The following is a 17,100-nucleotide window of genomic DNA, read 5'->3' as shown; positions in this document are numbered from 1 at the left end:
TTACTTCTTATAAATCTCTTTGTAGAACTGTTTCCATCTTTTATGTTGCCAAAACCAAAAATCTGGTTTATTCCTAATTTGCTCTTCAATTACTTTTGATTGCATAATTGTAAGCTCTTTGACTTTATCTTCTGTTTTAAATTCTATATTTCTTACATCTAAAGGTTCATATACTTTTAAAGTATAATCCCTAAAATCATTCATTTGTGCAAATACAGGTATTATTAAAGCATCAAATTTTAATGCAAGTCTTGAAGTAGAGTCAGTTGCAAGCACTTTTTTATTAAAAAAATCTATTTCAATACCATCTTTAATATGTTGGTCAATTACAACAGCAACATGATGATTGTTTTTTAGAGCTTTTAACATGCCCTTTGCTGCTGTTTTTTTCTCTAGCATTATTATATTGTTTCTATCTCTTGCTTCTATATAAAGCTCATTTATCAATGGATTATCCATTTTTCTATTTACAACTGCTAGAGTTCCAAATTTTAACGCAACATAAGGTAAAGCTATCTCCCATCCGCCATAATGAGCCGTAATAAATATAATCTTTCTATTATTTTCTATAGCTTCTGTAATATAGTGTTCATTTTCAAAATTTGCTTTTTGAAAAAGTTTCTCTTTTGAAATTGATTGGTTTTCAACAAACTCATATATATTAAAAAAAAGTGATTTATATGAGTTAAATCTAATTTGTTCTTTTCTTTCTTGAGAAATAGTATCACCAAACACTAAATCTAAATTTGCTTGTACTATTTTATTATATCTTTTATTAAATTTATCAACTAACTTTGTAGCAAATATTAATAATGGTTTTATTATAAAATAAGGCATAACTGCAAATATAAATCTAAAAATTTTATATAAAAGAAATCTATAATAATCTTTAATTTTTCTCTTCATAAAGAATTTCCTTTGCCATTTTTACGATATTTTTATCATCTATTTCTTTAATTGAAAAATCATTTTTATCCAATTTATATGGATTTACTTTTGTATTTGACTCAATTATTCTATTTATATTTGTTTCATATGTATTTCTATATCCTGGTGTATTACCAAAAAGTGTAATAGATGGTATATTTAAAGCCCAAGCCATATGCGTAGGTCCAGTATCATTACCTATTACCAAGTCTACTTTTGAAACAAGTGCTTTTAAGTTATTTAAATCTAATTTTGGAAGAACTGTTACATTTGAACTTTCATTTGCAATCTTATTTGCAATCTGTTTTTCAGCTTCACTTCCCCAAGCAATTAAATAGTTTTCATTTAAAGAATTTGTAATATTAGCAAATTTTTCATTAGAATACATTTTACTTACCCAGCTAGCACCAATAATTAATAGTATATTTTTTTTATCATTACTTAAAAGTTCATATACTTTTCTATCTTCATTTTTAAAGAATAAAAAAGGTTTTTTATTTAAAATATCTTTTTTTGATATAGTAAAATTTAATGGTTCTGATAAAATCTTTGCATTTCTATCAATTGCATTTCTATCATATGAAATAGTTACTTTTTCATTATATAAACTTGCTGCAAACTTTTCTCTAATTGAAAGCTTACTAAAACCAGCTACTTTTTTACCTACTAATTTTGAAACTATTGCTGATTTTATTAAACCTTGAGCATCAATTACTAAATCATATCGATTTTGTGAATATTTTCTTGCTAATTTTATTTGAGTAAAAAGCTCTTTTTTACTTTTTTTAATACTTTTTAGATTTAGTTCATAAATATTGTCTATATGAGGATTATATTGTAAAACTTTACTAAATGCACCCTCAACAAACCAATCAATTTTCATATTTGGATATTTTGATTTTATAAATTGTAAAGCTACCATTGCATGAATTATATCACCCATTGCAGATAGCTTAATAATTGCAATTTTATTTATTTTTGACATACTATTTCTAATTCTAGCATCTTTGGTACTTCTAATTTATCAAGTGAAGACTCAACTAAAAATGAGTAACAAGGAAGTATAATTTTCAAAGTATTAGCCTCTAAGATATATTCTACTTTTGGTTTTGAATAATCTTGGTTTATCATCAAATTTAAAGAAATCATAAAAGACATCCATTGCATTGTTTCTAGGTTTGGCAATAATTGTTCATATCCTTGTAAATCTTTTTTAGTAGGCAAAGACTTTTTTGAATATTTTATTGTATATGCTACTATAACTCTTGAAGTATGCAAAAAATCATAATTTAAGCCATTTAATATAAAATTAAAAGTATTGTCATTAACTTTATAAAAATTCAGTGTAGTACCAATAGAGTGAAGTTTTGAAGCAACTACTAAAAGTGTTCTAAACTTATCATCCAAGTTATGTATAGGTTTTAAAACTTCAAATATCTTACTTGCATTATTTCCAAAATATGCACTTTGGTTGCCATCTGTTTCAAACCTATCAAGTAGCGATCTTAAACTTATATTAAAATTTGAGGGAAACTTATGATTTGAATTTCTTAACAAGTCACATAAATAAACACCTTCTCTAACACCAACTCCAGAAGTAATAACTTTTTTTGTATTTAATTCTTCTAAAATAGTATTAAAAATAAAAGTTCCCTCTTTTATAGTATCAAATCTATCTTTTTTTATTCCTAGTTTTTTAAGTTCTGTAATATCTTTTGCACTTATTATTGAGTTTATAAGTGATTTATTTGATTCAACATCATAAGTATATCCATGTAATACATCAAGGGGATAAGAGGTATCTTTCATTATTGCTTTAGTAATAGCTCTAATACTTCCACCAATTCCTACAACAGTAGATGGAATACTAATATCTAATTCAAAAATCTTTTTTAAATTACTTGAAATATACTCTTTTGCTTCTTTTACACTTCCTTTGTCAAAAAATAGTTCTTTTAACCTTACTGTTCCTATATTTAAGGAAATTGATTTTGTTATTTGTCCATCTTTTACAAAACAAAATTCAGTAGAACCTCCACCAATATCTACAGTTACAAATTCATCATTATGAAGTAAATTCAAAGCAGCAACACCACCATAGTATGCCTCTTTTTCTCCATTTATAACTTTTATATTTAAGCCTAGTTCTTTTTTCACTCTTGATAAAAAAACTTTCGAGTTTGGTGCATCACGAAGTGCAGATGTTGCAACGCAAATCACTTTTTTTGCTTTAAGTGAATTTGATATATTTAAAAAAGATTTTAATGAATTAAAAGCTCTATTCATAGGAGTTTCTTGAAGGTTGCCACCATTTTCATAGCATCCTTCTGAGATTTTAACCCTACTTTTTGTTTCATTAATCAAATGAAATGCGAATCTACTACTTTTTTGTAATACAACCATTCGCATTGAGTTTGACCCAATGTCTATAATAGTTGTAGTTTTTGCCATTTTATAGCTCTTCTTCTTGTAATTGTTCGAATTTAAATCTTAATTCTTCCATTGTTTCTTGATTATCAGAATCTACAATAATACAATCAACAGGACAAACTTCAATACATGATGGCTCTTCATAATGGCCAACACACTCAGTACATCTATCTGGATCAATAATATATATTGGATCACCCTCTTCTATCGCGTAGTTTGGACACTCATCTCTACATGCATCACATGCAATACATTCATCTGTTATAATTAAAGACATTTACGTACCTAAATCCTAAGTTAAAATAATTAATCTTGGATTTATAACCTAAAGTTTATTAATAGTATCTTTAATTAGATTAAAATCATAGATACTTTTAGCCACAATTAAGAATTCATCATTTTGATAAAGATTTAACTCTTCACACATAAAAACTCCTGCTGCAATATCAAACTGCCTTAAACTACCATGAAATAGAATAAACTTATAGTTTCTAGCATCACATAAAGATAATGCAATAGCTCCTAAACTTCTATATTTTATATTTTTATTAAAAAGTTTTTGACAAAGCTTAGGATGAGTATAAGCTCTTTCAAAAACTCCAAATTTGCTATTTTCTATTTTAAAATTATTTATTGGTTTTAATGTTTTTAATTCAAGTTTTTCAATACCACTATCTTTAGTTTTATAACTTATTATTCCATTAGCTAAATTACAAATTACAGCTGCTATTATTTTATTATTTTCTTCTAATGCCACTGATGTTCCATAATAAGGTAAATTTGAAGCTAAGTTATCACTTCCATCAATGGGGTCAATTATTATATTTGTTTTTTTATTTGAAGATATATATCCACTCTCTTCTGAGTAAATATTTCCATACTTATTCAAATGATTTATGAAAATAGATTCTGCTTTTAAATCAATAGTTAAACTATCATCTCCACCAAAACCTATTTTTCCAGTAGCTTTTATGTCAGTTGAAGACATATGAGTATGTATATACTCATATATCTGTTTATTTGCTTTTATGCAATCTTGAATAAAAGCATTCATATTATGATAATGCTTTAATAATCTCTTTTGCAGCTTCTCTTCCATCTGCTGCTGCTGTTACTGCTAAATGCGCACCTCTTTGACAATCTCCACCAGCAAAATACTTTTCATTTGAAGTTTGGTATTTTTCATTTACTTCAATTCCACCCCATGAATTAGTATCAACTTTTGCTTCTTTTAAAAATTTAGGAACCTCAGGAGAGAAACCTAATGCCATAATAACAACATCAGCCTCTTCAAGATATTCACTTCCCTCAACAATTTTTACTTTTTGTCTTCCTGTTTCATCAGGTTCGCTTAAAGCTGTTTTTTGAACTTCAATTGCAACAGCTTTATTATTTTTTAGTTTTATAGCTTTAGGAGAAGCATTAAAGATATATTCAACACCTTCTTCTTTGGCATTAACAACTTCTTTTTTACTTCCTGGCATATTTGCTTCATCTCTTCTATAAAGGCATTTTACAGATTTTGCTTTTTCTCTAACAGAAGTTCTAACACAGTCCATAGCAGTATCTCCACCACCAATAACAACTACATTTTTATCAGAAACATCAATAAAATCTTCAACTTCTTGTCCAAAATTTCTTTTTTGTATCTTCTTTAAAAAATCAATTGCTAAATGAACATTTGATGCATCTTCACCTTCAATCTTTGCCATTTTTCCTTCAGTTGCTCCAATTCCTAAAAAGATTGCATCAAACTCTTTTTCCAAATCAGCAACTGTTTTATCTTTACCAATTTCACAATTTACATGAAGTCTCATTCCAGCTTCTAAAAGCCAATTAATTCTTCTTTCTACTGAACTTTTATCAAGTTTAAAGCCTGGAATTCCATAAGTTAAAAGTCCACCTGCTCTATCATCTCTTTCAAACATTTCAACAGCAATTCCTTTTCTAAGTAAAAAAGTAGCTGCTGAAATTCCAGCAGGTCCAGAACCAATAATCGCTACTTTTTTATTTAAGTTAATAGGTGCAAATTTAGGCTTCATACCTTTTTCAAAAGCTTGTTCATTTATATGTGTTTCAACTGCACCAATTGATACAGCACCATGTCCTGTATTTAAAGAACAATCACCTTCACATAAAACATCATGAGGACAAATTTTTCCTAAAATTTCAGGAAAAGGAGAAGTCTCATTTGATAAAGCAAAAGCTAGCTCCAAGTTTTTTTCAGCTGTTTGTTTAAGCCAAGCTGGAATAAAGTTATGTAAAGGGCATTTTGAGTGACAGTATGGATCTCCACACTGCATACATCTATCTGACTGCTCTTTTGCTTTGTTTTTTTCAAACACCTCATATACTTCGTCAAAATCTTTTAATCTTTGTAAAACATCTCTTTTATTAGGATTAACTCTTTCAAATTTTGTAAAATTTAACATCTTAATCTCCATTCTCAGGATCTAGTGGTAATACCGTCATATTTTTAGGTTTAACCAACCAGAAATTTCTAATTTCTGCTCTAAAATTATCTAATATTGTTTCAGCTTTTTCACTTGCTGTTTCATTTAAATAATCTACCAATAATCTTTTTAAATATAATCTTTCTCTTTCTGTATCATCTGTATCAATTCTAACTGCTTCAATTAACTCTTGATTCATGTTATCAACAAATGCTTTTTGATCATCATATACAAATGCTAAACCACCTGTCATACCTGCACCAAAATTAATTCCAGTTGGTCCAAGAATCACTGCAATACCACCTGTCATATACTCACAAGCATTATCACCAGTTCCTTCAACAACTGCAATACAACCAGAGTTTCTAACAGCAAATCTTTCACCTGCTGTTGCTCTTACATATAATTGACCACCTGTAGCACCATATAAACAAGTATTACCAATACCAGCAAAATCTTTACCTTGATGTAATGGAGTAATAGTTATCTTACCACCATTCATTCCCTTACCAACATAATCATTAGCAGCGCCTTCTAAATGTAAGTTCATACCTTTACTCAAAAATGCACCAAATGATTGACCAGCAATTCCTTTTAAATTTATATTGATTGTATCTTGTGGTAATCCCTCATCACCATAGTATTTTGCGATTTCTCCTGAGATTAATGCACCAAAACTTCTATTTAAATTACAAATTTGTTCACTAACTTTTACTTTTAAAGTTGGTTTTTCAATTGCTCTATGAACTTTTTTTAATATCTCTTTTTCAAACTTATTTTTATCAAATGGCTCATTTGAATCTTTTTGACAAGTATTAATTCCATCAACTCTTCTTAAGATATTTTGAAAATCGAATTTTTTGGCAAACTCATCATCAATTACTTTTAATAAATCACTTCTACCTATTATTTCTTCCATTGTTTTATAACCAAGTTTTGCAAGAATCTCTCTTACTTCTTGTGCTACAAAATTAAAATATGAAATTAATCTTTCTACTGTTCCTGTAAAATGAGTTCTTAAATCTTCATCTTGTGTCGCAACACCTACAGAACATTTATTTGTATGACAAATTCTTAAAATTTTACATCCAAGCAGTGTAAGTGCTGCTGTACCAAAGGCATAAGATTCTGCACCTAATAATGCAGCTTTAACAACATCAAGTCCAGTTTTAAGTCCCCCATCTGTTTGAACATGGACAAACTCTCTTAAATCATTAGCTTTTAAAGCATTGTGTGCTTCTGAAAGCCCAATTTCCCAAGGGTTACCTGCATGTTTAATTGAACTCATAGGAGCAGCTCCTGTTCCTCCATCTCCACCTGAGATAATAATCTTATCAGCATATGCTTTTGCAACACCTGCTGCAATAGTTCCAACACCAATAGAAGAAACAAGTTTTACTGTAATTTTTGCTCCTGGATTAATTTGTTTTAAATCAAATATCAATTGTGCCAAATCTTCAATCGAATAAATATCATGATGTGGAGGAGGTGAAATCAATGTAACACCAGGTACTGTGTGTCTAAGTGTTGCTATTAAAGGAGTTACTTTATGTCCTGGAAGTTGTCCACCCTCACCTGGTTTTGCACCTTGTGCAACTTTTATTTGCAACTCTTGAGCACTTACTAAATATCCAGGTGTAACACCAAATCTACCTGAAGCAATTTGCTTTATTTTAGAATTTTTTAAAGTGTTAAATCTTTTTGGATCTTCTCCACCCTCACCTGAATTAGAAGCACCACCAATTGTATTCATAGCTTGTGCAATTGCTTCATGTGCTTCTGGAGATATAGAACCACAAGACATAGCAGCACTTGCAAATCTTTTAAATATATTTTCTTTTGATTCTACTTCTGATATATCTATAGGTTCTCTATCAGAATTAAACTCAAAGAAGTCTCTAATAAATTTTTTATCTCTAGTTTGAACTAATTTTTTTAAACTATCAAAATCAGATATTTCTTCTTTTTTTGTGGCATTTTTATTATGCATTGCAGCAGTAGTTTTAGGACCATAATCATGATACTCTCCACCATCAACATATTTATAAAAACCACCTAAGTCAAGTGGAAAAATATGATGATTATCATAATATGCATTATAATGAGACTTTTCTACTCTTTTTTCAATATCTAAATAACAAAGACCTGCTAGTTCACTATGAGCCCCTTCAAAACATTCAGATACAATTTTATCAGATAATCCAATTACATCAAACAATGCAGAGTTTCTATAACTAGCAACTGTAGAAATACCCATTTTAGACATGATTTTCAATAAACCAGCATCCAGTGATTTTTGAGTATTTTTAAGAAGTCTTTGCATCTCATATTTTAAGATATTTTTTCTTTCATATAAACCAACTACTGTTGCATACATCATATATGGATAAATAGCAGTTACTCCAAAACCTAATAATACAGCTGCCATATGAGGATCATAAACTTCCCCTGTAACAGAAACTAAACAAACACAGTGTCTAACACCCTCTTTTAGTAAAAGTTGATTTATATAACCAACAGCCATAGCCATAGGAATAAGTTTTTTTGATTTACTAACTTCTCTATCATCTAAAATAACTACTGTTATTTTATCCTCTTTTACTGCATTTACTATTTTTGCTCCAAGCTCTTTTAAACTTGTTTCTAAATCGCTTGTAAAAGTTGTACTAAAAGATCTATTTTTATAATACTCATCATATCTAGGAGATTTTGAATTTCCAAATGAGTATAAAATATCATATTTCTCTTTCATCAAAATTGGACTTGAAACTTTCAATCTTTTTGCAAACTCTACTTTTTCATCCAAAAAGTTATGAAGTCTTCCAAATCCTGTTTCTAAAGACATTACTACTTTTTCTCTGTATGGATCTATTGGAGGGTTTGTAACTTGTGCAAATTTTTGTCTAAAGAAATCTGTGAAATTTCTATTTACTTTAGAAAATGCAGCAATTGGAGTATCATCACCCATAGAACCTACAGGTTCTTTACCATCTTTTGCCATTGGCTCTATAATTTGATCTATTGCTTCATAAGTAATATTAAAGTATTTTTGTCTTTTTTCAAGTTCTTCAACTTTATAGTCACCCCACTCTAAAAATGACTCATCTATATATTCTTGTAGATATTTCATACCACTATTTAGCCATTTTGAATAGTTTTGAGATGATTTTAAATAATCATTTATATCATTCTCTTTTAATATCTTTCCATACTTAAGATCAACTCCAATCATCTGTCCTGATTGTAATCTTCCTCTTTCTAATATCATCTCTTCATCAATATCTAAAGTACCATATTCAGAAGTTATATAAAGTTTTTCATCTTTTGTAATTACATACTTTGATGGTCTTAATCCATTTCTATCAATTAAACAACCAATATGTCTTCCATCAGTTAATGAAACGGCCGCTGGTCCATCCCAAGCTTCCATAGCAGCTGCTGTATATTCATAAAATGCTCTTAAATCAGAGTCCATATGTGGAGAGTTTTGCCAAGGTGCTGGAATTAAACTTCTTGCAGCTTTGAAAAAATCCACTCCATTTGCTACCATAAATTCAAACATATTATCCAAAGAAGCAGAATCTGAACTTCCTTCTTGTAAAATAGGTAAAATTCTTTTTATCTCTTCATCTGTAAAAATTTCAGATTTGATATTTTCAGATTTTATTTCTACACTAAATCTATTTGCTTCAACAGAGTTAATCTCTCCATTATGTGCAATTGTTCTAAAAGGCTGAGCCAATTTCCATTGAGGAAGTGTATTAGTTGAAAATCTTTGATGAAATAAAGCAAATGAGATTTTAAAATCTTCATCTCTTAAATCAACATAAAAATGCTTAATATGCGTAGGCATAACAAGCCCTTTATACGCAATAACTTTTGAAGAAAATGTAGGGATATAAAAATCTTTTTTATCTTTTAATTTATGCTCACACTCTTTTCTTGTTAAGTATAGCATCGCTTCAAATCTTTTTGATGACATTAATGTACTTGGTGTTACAAATACTTGAAAAATAGTTGGTAAAGTATTTAAAGCTTGTTGTCCAAGTGCATTAGTATCTACTGGTACTTCTCTTGTCATAAGTACTTTTAAGTCATTATTTTCACAGAACTCTTTAAATACATCAATATCTTTTGAGTCTTTAGTAAAAATCATAGCTACAGCGTAAGTTTCTGGTAAATCAATACCATGTTCACTAGTAACTTTTCTCATAAAATAATCTGGCATTGAAAGAAGTAACCCAGATCCATCTCCTGTTTTTCCATCCGCTGCTACTGCACCTCTGTGCATCATTCTTTCTAGCGAAGTGATAGCATCTTCTAAATTATTATGGCTAGGCTTATTTTTCAAATGTGCTAATAAACCAAAACCACAGTTATCTTTAAAAGATGTTAATAAGTCTAAGTTAGAACCCATCATTTTCCTTTTTATTAATATAGTATAATTATTTCATCCCTTATTAAAAGTTTAATAATATATCTAAACAATATTTAAAAAATGGTTAAAAATCATGTATAAGCAGTTATTAAGCTTAAATTTGTTGCATAAAATGTGGTTACATAGAGGTAACCTAATAATTTTCATTAAATTTTTATATTTTAAACAAAATATTTTACTCTTTATTCAAAAAAATAAAATAATTATTTCTTTTTTTTATCAATTTTTAGTTTCTATTTTTAAGTTCTAATTAATAATAATAAAACTTTTAGGCTTATTGCTATTTTCATGCTATTTTTCTTGATTTTTTACATAATTAACATATGCTCAAATATCGACATTCTGGTATCTTGATTAATTTTAAAAGAGAAATTTTAAAATTTACTATTTTTTACATAATAAGTACATAATTTTACATTATAATTTTCTGTTTAACAAAATCAAGGAGTAAAAATGACAAAAATCATGAAAGGTATAGTATCTAGTGCTGTTGTTGCATCAGCATTATTTTTTACAGGTTGTGGTGACAACAAAGGTGACTCAAAAGAGGCTAAAGCTTCAGGAGAAACAAGTAAACAAACTTATACACTTAAGTTTTCACATGTTGTAAGTGCTAATACACCAAAAGGTAAAGCAGCTGATTATTTTGAAAAAAGATTAGAAGAGTTAACAAATGGTCAAATTGATGTTCAAGTTTACCCATCTTCTCAATTATATAATGATAATTCAGTATTAAAAGCACTGAAACTAGATTCAGTTCAAATGGCTGCACCAAGTTTTTCAAAATTTGGTAAAATAGTTCCTCAATTAGCTTTATTTGATTTACCATTTTTATTTAAAGATATCGACCACTTACACAGAGTACAAGATGGTGAAGTAGGTACTGCACTTAAAGATATGGTAACAGATAAAGGATATAAAGCATTGTCTTTTTGGGATAATCACTTTAAACAATTTTCATCATCTGTAAAACCTATTTTATTACCAGAAGATGCTGCTGGTCAAAAATTTAGAATTATGTCTTCAAAAGTTTTAGAAGCACAATTCCATGCAGTTGGAGGAAATCCTCAAATGATGCCATTTTCTGAAGTATATTCTGCTTTACAACAAGGTGTTATTGATGCGGCTGAAAACCCAATTTCAAATATCTACACTAAAAAGTTTCATGAAGTACAAAAATATTTAACTATTTCTAACCATGGTTATTTAGGTTACTTAGTTGTAATGAGTGAAAAATTCTGGAACTCTTTATCACCAGAATTACAAGCAAATGTTGAGCAAGCAATCAAAGAAGCTACTGAAAAAGAGAGAGAGTACGCAGAAGATTTAAATACAGAACAATTCAACTTAATTAAAGAGTATGCTAAAGAAACTGGAAAATTAGAAATCTTTACATTAACACAAGAGCAAAGAGATGCTTGGAAAAATGCAGTAAGCAAAATTTATCCAGACTTCTATGACAAAGATGTTATTGGTGAAGATCTAATTAAGAAAACGTTAGCAACGGAATAGTTTATTATGACTTTATTTAATGTTATTAGCAAAATAATAGGTCATATAAATCAAAAAATCGCAGTAATGGGAATCATTACTGGGGTTACTGTAGCATTTGTCAATGTTGTAGCTAGGTATTTATTTGATGCTTCATTTTCTTGGGCAACAGAATTAACAATTTTTTCATTTTTATGGAGTGTGTTTTTTGCAGCCGCTTACTGCTTCAAAAAAGATGCGCATATTGCTGTTACTATTGTTTTAGATGTTGTACCATCAAGAGTTGCAAAAATTATGCTTGTAATATCACATTTAATAACATTTGTCTTTTTATGTGCAGTATCATATTTTGGATATAAATATCTATTACTTGTAATTGAATTAGATGAAAGATCTATTGATTTATGGGATATGCCAATGTGGATAGTATATTTGGTTATACCAGTATCTTTTGCATTTGGTGCATATAGAGTTGCTGAGAGAATTCATGCAATTTTAAATACAAGTCATGAAAAAATCTTAAAAGAGAGTGAAGCTGAACATGTACTAGCTGACATGGGTATGGGTGCAAAAGAGCATAAGGATAATGAAAACGTGAAGAACTTAAATAAAATGGTTAAAGAAGTTGAGAAAAAAACAGGAGGAATGCTATGAGTGTAGCTGTATTATTTGGTATATTTTTCTTCCTAGTTATTTTAGGTACTCCAATAGCTATTTGTTTAGGTGCTGCAACATTTGTTACATTAGTTTTATTTACACCAATTTCACCTGTTGAAATTTCTTCAATGATGTTTGATAAGATTGAGCATTATTCACTTATGGCAATACCAATGTTTATTTTTGCAGGTAATTTATTAAGTAAAGGTAGTGCTGCACAAAGAATTATTGAATTTGCAAAATCAATTGTAGGGCACTTACCAGGTGGTTTACCAATCTCTGCAATTTTTGCATCAATTATTTTTGCAGCTGTATCAGGAAGTTCACCAGCAACAGTTGTTGCTATTGGTTCTATTATGTTTGGTGCAATTATGCAAGCTGGATATCCTAAAAGATACGCAGTTGGTACTATTGCAACAGCAGGTTCATTAGGGATTTTAATTCCACCATCAATTGTACTAATTGTATATGGTGTAACAGCAGAAGTTTCTATTGGAAAACTATTTATGGCAGGTGTTGTTCCTGGGGTTATGCTTGGTATTATGATGATGGTTGTAACTTATATTGGTGCTAGAAGATTAGGATTCGAAAGAACTGAACCACAACCTTTTAGAGTGCGATTAAGTAAAATGAAAGATGCAGCATGGGGTCTTATGACAATTGTTATTGTAATAGGTGGTATCTATGGAGGTATCTTTACACCAACAGAAGCAGCAGCAGTTGCTTGTATGTGGGCATTTTTTGTATCTGTATTTATTTATAAAGATATAAAAGTAACTGAACTTTATACAACAGCATTAGAATCAGCAAAAACTACTGCTATGATTATGTTTATTATTGCCAATGCTATGTTATTTGCACATTTTTTAACAATTGAGAATATTCCTCAAGCAATTACAGAAGCATTAATTGAAGCAAATGTAAACAAATATATGTTCTTACTAATGGTTAACTTGTTACTAATTTTAGCAGGTTCATTTATGGAACCAAGTGCAATTATTATGATTATGGTACCACTTTTACTTCCAGTAGCAGTTGCTCTTGGAATTGATCCAATTCATTTTGGTATTGTAATTACTATTAATATGGAATTAGGTATGGTGTCCCCACCAGTTGGGTTAAACCTGTTTGTTACTAGTGGACTTACAGGTATGTCAATAAAAGATGTAATTGTTGCAGCTTTCCCTTGGACTTTAACAATCTTTGTGGGACTAATAATTACTACATATATTCCTCAAGTTGCATTATGGCTACCAAACCTAATGTTTGGATAATATTAGATTTATATTCTATTTAATATTAAAAAAAGCAAGAGATATCTCTTGCTTTTTTTATTTAATAAAGGTAAAAAATGGAAACATTTCTAAATGAAGCAATAAGCTTTAGTGTTATTGCTTTAGTTGTATTATTACTTGCATATTTAACAAAGAAAAAAGAAGATCAATTAAAAAATAAAGATAAAGAATAGATCTATTTTTTAGGAACAACTATTTCAAATCTTGCTCCATCATTTATATTTTCAACTTTTAACTTACCTTTTATATTTTTTTCTACAATAATTTTTGACATATAAAGTCCTATACCTGTTCCATCACTATCACTTTTTGTAGTAAAATAAGGCTCAAAGATTTTTTCAATTGGATTTACTTTTATACCTTTTCCATTATCATGAATAAAAAGACTTATATCATTTTCATTCTCTCTTGCAAAAATCTTTATATTGGGTTTATCTATTTTATTTAAAATAAGTACATCTTTTGCGTTTGAAAGTAGATTTAATACTACTTGCTCAAACTCATTTAAATATGTGTTAATTTTTAGATTTTTATCTATATTTATAGTTATTTTTATTTTATTACTACTTAAAGCACTTGATAAAATCGTAATAACTGACTCTACTGCATTATTTAGTAAAAAAGTCTCTTTATCTTTTTTAGGCATAAAAAAGTTTCTAAAATCATCAATAGTATGAGACATATAATCAATAACTTTTTCAGCTTCTTGTGATTTTTGTTGCATTGTTTGTTCATCTAAACTTTTCATACTATATTTAAATTTTATAAACATCAAAATAGATGATAACTCTGAAAGTGGTTGTCTCCATTGATGTGCTATATTTGAAATCATCTCACCTAAAGCAATAAATCTTGATTTTTGAACAAGAAGTTGCTCATGTTCTCTATTTTTATTAACCTCTTCTTTGACTTTCATCTCTAGGTTTTGATTTAATTGCATTAGCTCTTTAGATTTAGCTTTTACTTTATTTTGATAGTTTTGTAAAACATCATCTATTTTTTCTGAAACTAAAATAGATATTACTATTGCTATAGTAAGAAAGAGTAAAAAAACTAATATATTTTGTACTACTTGTGTTTTAACCCTTTGTTTTAAGTCTTTTCTTTTTAATGCAATCTCTTTTTCTATATCATCTGTATAAACTCCTATTGAGATAACCCAATTCCAATGATTATATAATTTAAAATAAGATACTTTTTGTTTTATTTCATTTGATTTTGGTTTTTTATAGGCGTATTGATTAAAAGAGTCACCTTTTTTCCTAATGCTATTCATAAACTCTTCTCTAAATTTTTTCCCATCAGCATCTTCATATTTTGTAGAGATTAACTTTCCTAATAAATCAGGTCTATTTGGATTAACAATCATTTTTGCAAAACCATCTCCACCATTCATATTTTGTATTTCATATACAAAAAAATAATCACTTCTTTTTTCTTGAAAAGAGATATTATTTAATAATCTAATTGCTTCTTTTTTAATAGCATCTTCTGTTTTGTTCTCTTGTGTGATATTATAATTTAAAATATCAATTACAGTTTCAACTTGCTTTTTTAATATCGCTTTTTGATTATTATAATACTCATTTACATATTTATCCATTTGCAATTCAAAATTTTTATTTGTATTTTTTACATAAAAATATGAAATCATAAAAATCATTGAAGACATGATTATTATAAAAACATAAATTATCATTTTAGATATATTTTTTTCTGTTATTAGTTGCAAGATAATTTCCACTCTTAATTTTATATTTCAATACTTCAAGTTTATGCATTGATTAGGCTTTTTTTGATATGATACCATATCTTTTCTAATAAGGATTTTACTATGAACCAAGACTTAATTAAGCAATTAAGTAGTTTTAATTTATTATATGTTGAAGACGAAGATGGAATTAGAAATAATATTTTTGAGATTTTAAGACATATGTTTAAGAATTTATATTTAGCAAAAAATGCAAAAGATGCTTATAAATTATATCAAGATAAAAAACCTGATTTAATTATTACTGATATTAGAATGCCAAAAGAATCAGGAATTGATTTAATAAAAAAAATTAGAAAAACCGATTCAAAAGTCAGAGTTATAATTACATCTGCGCATACTGATTTAGAGTATATGCTAGAAGCAACAGAATTACACCTTGTAAAATATATTATAAAACCAATTACAGAAGCTAAATTAACAGAAGCACTTGAGGCTTTTATAAAAAGTTATGCAGCCGCTCCTGTTTATAATCTTATTCCAAAATGGATTTATGATGAAAGTAAATCATGTGTAACAGGTCCAGATGTAGAACACATCTTAACAAAAAAAGAGAATGCTTTTTTAAAGTTACTAATAAATAAAAATAGAATCATTACATACCAAGAGATGGAAACACAAATTTGGGATGATGCAAATGTCATGACTCCAAATGCAATGAGACTATTTATAAAAAACTTTAGAAAAAAACTACCTAAAGGTATTTTAAAAAATATTCAAGGCACAGGGTATAGGCTAGTTACTTAAGTTCTAAAAACTTATCAATAGCACTTGCCTCACCCTCTTTTAACTTTCTTAACTCTATAAAGTATCCATGACCTAAATAAATTATAAAGAAAACCGCGGAAAACAGTGTAATAAAAGGAATCATTGATAACATATAAAGTAAGAAAGTTCTTATTCTAAAACTGTTTTTCTCTTTTTTATGTATTAAAAAATAATCTTCATCACTTAAAATTGTTGATGCAACATCATGATTTAATAGTTTATGGAAAAAATAGTAAAATGGTATATTAAAAGCAATAACATTAACTAATGGTATAAAATATAAAGGAATAAATAAAATAAATAAAAATATCATCATAAAAGTACTTTTTGCTAAAACAAAAAGTGGTGTTAAAATAGTTCCATGACCATCCATTTTTAAATCACTATAATGTCTTTTATGCAAAGCTTTTAAAATAAAAGGTGTTAAAAAACCAATAATTGCAAGAGTTAAAAATACTGAAAACATCATAACAAATATAATTCCAATTGTATAAACTAAAAAAGCAACAATCCATGCAGTAACCGAATATTGAAGTAAAAAAGTAGCCCAATCAAAATAAAATGGTGCATTTTCAGGTGCTGTTATTTCTTGTCCATTTTGTGCTTGTGTTATAACTATTTGCAAAGAATCCATTCCATAACCAGCTGCACTAAAAAATAGTATATACATAATAAATAAAGTAAATATTAAAGGTAAAATTGCAAACTTTAACATCTTTTTTGTAAAAAAATCTCTAATACTTACTTTAACTAAATCTAATTCATTCATTAATTTTCCTCGTATAATAAATTTATCAAGTTACTAGATCAAATAAGAGTAGTAATCTGATAGTTATTTAGACTTTGGTAAAGTTAAATATTGTTTTACCA

General features: G+C 28.1%; 13 protein-coding genes. 4 read left to right on the top strand and 9 right to left on the bottom strand.

What is annotated here, in order from left to right:
• From ACTCCZ_RS10075 to gltB, 7 genes are read right to left on the bottom strand one after another with little or no spacing between them, the layout of a single operon-like run.
• Nucleotides 1-906, bottom strand: coding sequence for a lipid A biosynthesis lauroyl acyltransferase (locus tag ACTCCZ_RS10075; protein ID WP_079580097.1), 906 nt, complete (start codon nucleotides 904-906; stop codon nucleotides 1-3).
• On the bottom strand, nucleotides 890-1,912 hold the full coding sequence (waaC, locus tag ACTCCZ_RS10070) for a lipopolysaccharide heptosyltransferase I (protein ID WP_079580096.1): 1,023 nt from the start codon (nucleotides 1,910-1,912) through the stop codon (nucleotides 890-892). The genes ACTCCZ_RS10075 and waaC overlap by 17 nt, the downstream gene beginning before the upstream one ends.
• Nucleotides 1,900-3,378, bottom strand: a complete 1,479-nt coding sequence (locus ACTCCZ_RS10065; protein WP_079580095.1) for a Ppx/GppA phosphatase family protein — start codon at nucleotides 3,376-3,378, stop codon at nucleotides 1,900-1,902. Before ACTCCZ_RS10065 ends, waaC begins: the two co-directional genes overlap by 13 nt.
• 1 nt (nucleotide 3,379) lies before the next feature.
• Nucleotides 3,380-3,634, bottom strand: a complete 255-nt coding sequence (locus ACTCCZ_RS10060; protein WP_079580094.1) for a YfhL family 4Fe-4S dicluster ferredoxin — start codon at nucleotides 3,632-3,634, stop codon at nucleotides 3,380-3,382.
• A 48-nt stretch (nucleotides 3,635-3,682) separates the two neighbouring features.
• Entirely contained in the window at nucleotides 3,683-4,411 is a 729-nt protein-coding gene (locus ACTCCZ_RS10055) for an inositol monophosphatase family protein (RefSeq protein WP_159445750.1), read from the bottom strand.
• 1 nt (nucleotide 4,412) lies between these two features.
• Entirely contained in the window at nucleotides 4,413-5,789 is a 1,377-nt protein-coding gene (locus ACTCCZ_RS10050) for a glutamate synthase subunit beta (RefSeq protein WP_079580092.1), read from the bottom strand.
• Nucleotide 5,790: 1 nt separating this feature from the next.
• Nucleotides 5,791-10,227, bottom strand: a complete 4,437-nt coding sequence (gene gltB, locus ACTCCZ_RS10045) for a glutamate synthase large subunit (protein WP_079580091.1) — start codon at nucleotides 10,225-10,227, stop codon at nucleotides 5,791-5,793.
• 474 nt (nucleotides 10,228-10,701) lie between these two features.
• On the opposite strand from gltB, the gene ACTCCZ_RS10040 reads away from it, so the two are divergent.
• Genes ACTCCZ_RS10040 through ACTCCZ_RS10030 form a run of 3 tightly spaced genes read left to right on the top strand, consistent with a single transcriptional unit; the run spans nucleotide 10,702 to nucleotide 13,670 of the window.
• Complete coding sequence (locus ACTCCZ_RS10040; protein WP_191287711.1) at nucleotides 10,702-11,760, top strand: TRAP transporter substrate-binding protein; 1,059 nt, start codon at nucleotides 10,702-10,704, stop codon at nucleotides 11,758-11,760.
• A gap of 6 nt (nucleotides 11,761-11,766) precedes the next feature.
• Nucleotides 11,767-12,393, top strand: a complete 627-nt coding sequence (locus tag ACTCCZ_RS10035; protein WP_079580090.1) for a TRAP transporter small permease — start codon at nucleotides 11,767-11,769, stop codon at nucleotides 12,391-12,393.
• Nucleotides 12,390-13,670 (top strand): TRAP transporter large permease, encoded by a 1,281-nt coding sequence (locus tag ACTCCZ_RS10030; protein ID WP_079580089.1) that lies wholly within the window; start codon nucleotides 12,390-12,392, stop codon nucleotides 13,668-13,670. The genes ACTCCZ_RS10035 and ACTCCZ_RS10030 overlap by 4 nt, the downstream gene beginning before the upstream one ends.
• A 196-nt stretch (nucleotides 13,671-13,866) precedes the next feature.
• Here ACTCCZ_RS10030 and ACTCCZ_RS10025 read toward each other — a convergent pair whose 3' ends face one another.
• Nucleotides 13,867-15,423, bottom strand: coding sequence for a cache domain-containing protein (locus ACTCCZ_RS10025; protein WP_079580088.1), 1,557 nt, complete (start codon nucleotides 15,421-15,423; stop codon nucleotides 13,867-13,869).
• Nucleotides 15,424-15,525: 102 nt separating this feature from the next.
• Between ACTCCZ_RS10025 and ACTCCZ_RS10020 the strand changes: the two genes are divergently transcribed.
• Complete coding sequence (locus ACTCCZ_RS10020; RefSeq protein WP_079580087.1) at nucleotides 15,526-16,209, top strand: response regulator transcription factor; 684 nt, start codon at nucleotides 15,526-15,528, stop codon at nucleotides 16,207-16,209.
• On the opposite strand, the gene ACTCCZ_RS10015 is transcribed toward ACTCCZ_RS10020, so the two are convergent.
• Nucleotides 16,202-16,999: an EI24 domain-containing protein gene (locus tag ACTCCZ_RS10015; RefSeq protein ID WP_079580086.1), complete on the bottom strand. Its 798-nt coding sequence runs from the start codon at nucleotides 16,997-16,999 to the stop codon at nucleotides 16,202-16,204. The two genes, ACTCCZ_RS10020 and ACTCCZ_RS10015, sit on opposite strands and share 8 nt — an antisense overlap.
• Between the last annotated feature and the right edge of the window lie 101 nt (nucleotides 17,000-17,100).

The organism is Malaciobacter sp. (assembly GCF_055140965.1).
Note: the sequence above shows the minus strand (reverse complement) of the source record. Positions and strands in the feature narration are given on the sequence as shown.

Coding starts and splice junctions, on each gene's coding strand:
- ACTCCZ_RS10075 (WP_079580097.1), bottom strand. CDS start 906: ATGAAGAGAAAAATTAAAGATTATTATAGATTTCTTTTATATAAAATT.
- waaC (WP_079580096.1), bottom strand. CDS start 1,912: ATGTCAAAAATAAATAAAATTGCAATTATTAAGCTATCTGCAATGGGT.
- ACTCCZ_RS10065 (WP_079580095.1), bottom strand. CDS start 3,378: ATGGCAAAAACTACAACTATTATAGACATTGGGTCAAACTCAATGCGA.
- ACTCCZ_RS10060 (WP_079580094.1), bottom strand. CDS start 3,634: ATGTCTTTAATTATAACAGATGAATGTATTGCATGTGATGCATGTAGA.
- ACTCCZ_RS10055 (WP_159445750.1), bottom strand. CDS start 4,411: ATGAATGCTTTTATTCAAGATTGCATAAAAGCAAATAAACAGATATAT.
- ACTCCZ_RS10050 (WP_079580092.1), bottom strand. CDS start 5,789: ATGTTAAATTTTACAAAATTTGAAAGAGTTAATCCTAATAAAAGAGAT.
- gltB (WP_079580091.1), bottom strand. CDS start 10,227: ATGGGTTCTAACTTAGACTTATTAACATCTTTTAAAGATAACTGTGGT.
- ACTCCZ_RS10040 (WP_191287711.1), top strand. CDS start 10,702: ATGACAAAAATCATGAAAGGTATAGTATCTAGTGCTGTTGTTGCATCA.
- ACTCCZ_RS10035 (WP_079580090.1), top strand. CDS start 11,767: ATGACTTTATTTAATGTTATTAGCAAAATAATAGGTCATATAAATCAA.
- ACTCCZ_RS10030 (WP_079580089.1), top strand. CDS start 12,390: ATGAGTGTAGCTGTATTATTTGGTATATTTTTCTTCCTAGTTATTTTA.
- ACTCCZ_RS10020 (WP_079580087.1), top strand. CDS start 15,526: ATGAACCAAGACTTAATTAAGCAATTAAGTAGTTTTAATTTATTATAT.
- ACTCCZ_RS10015 (WP_079580086.1), bottom strand. CDS start 16,999: ATGAATGAATTAGATTTAGTTAAAGTAAGTATTAGAGATTTTTTTACA.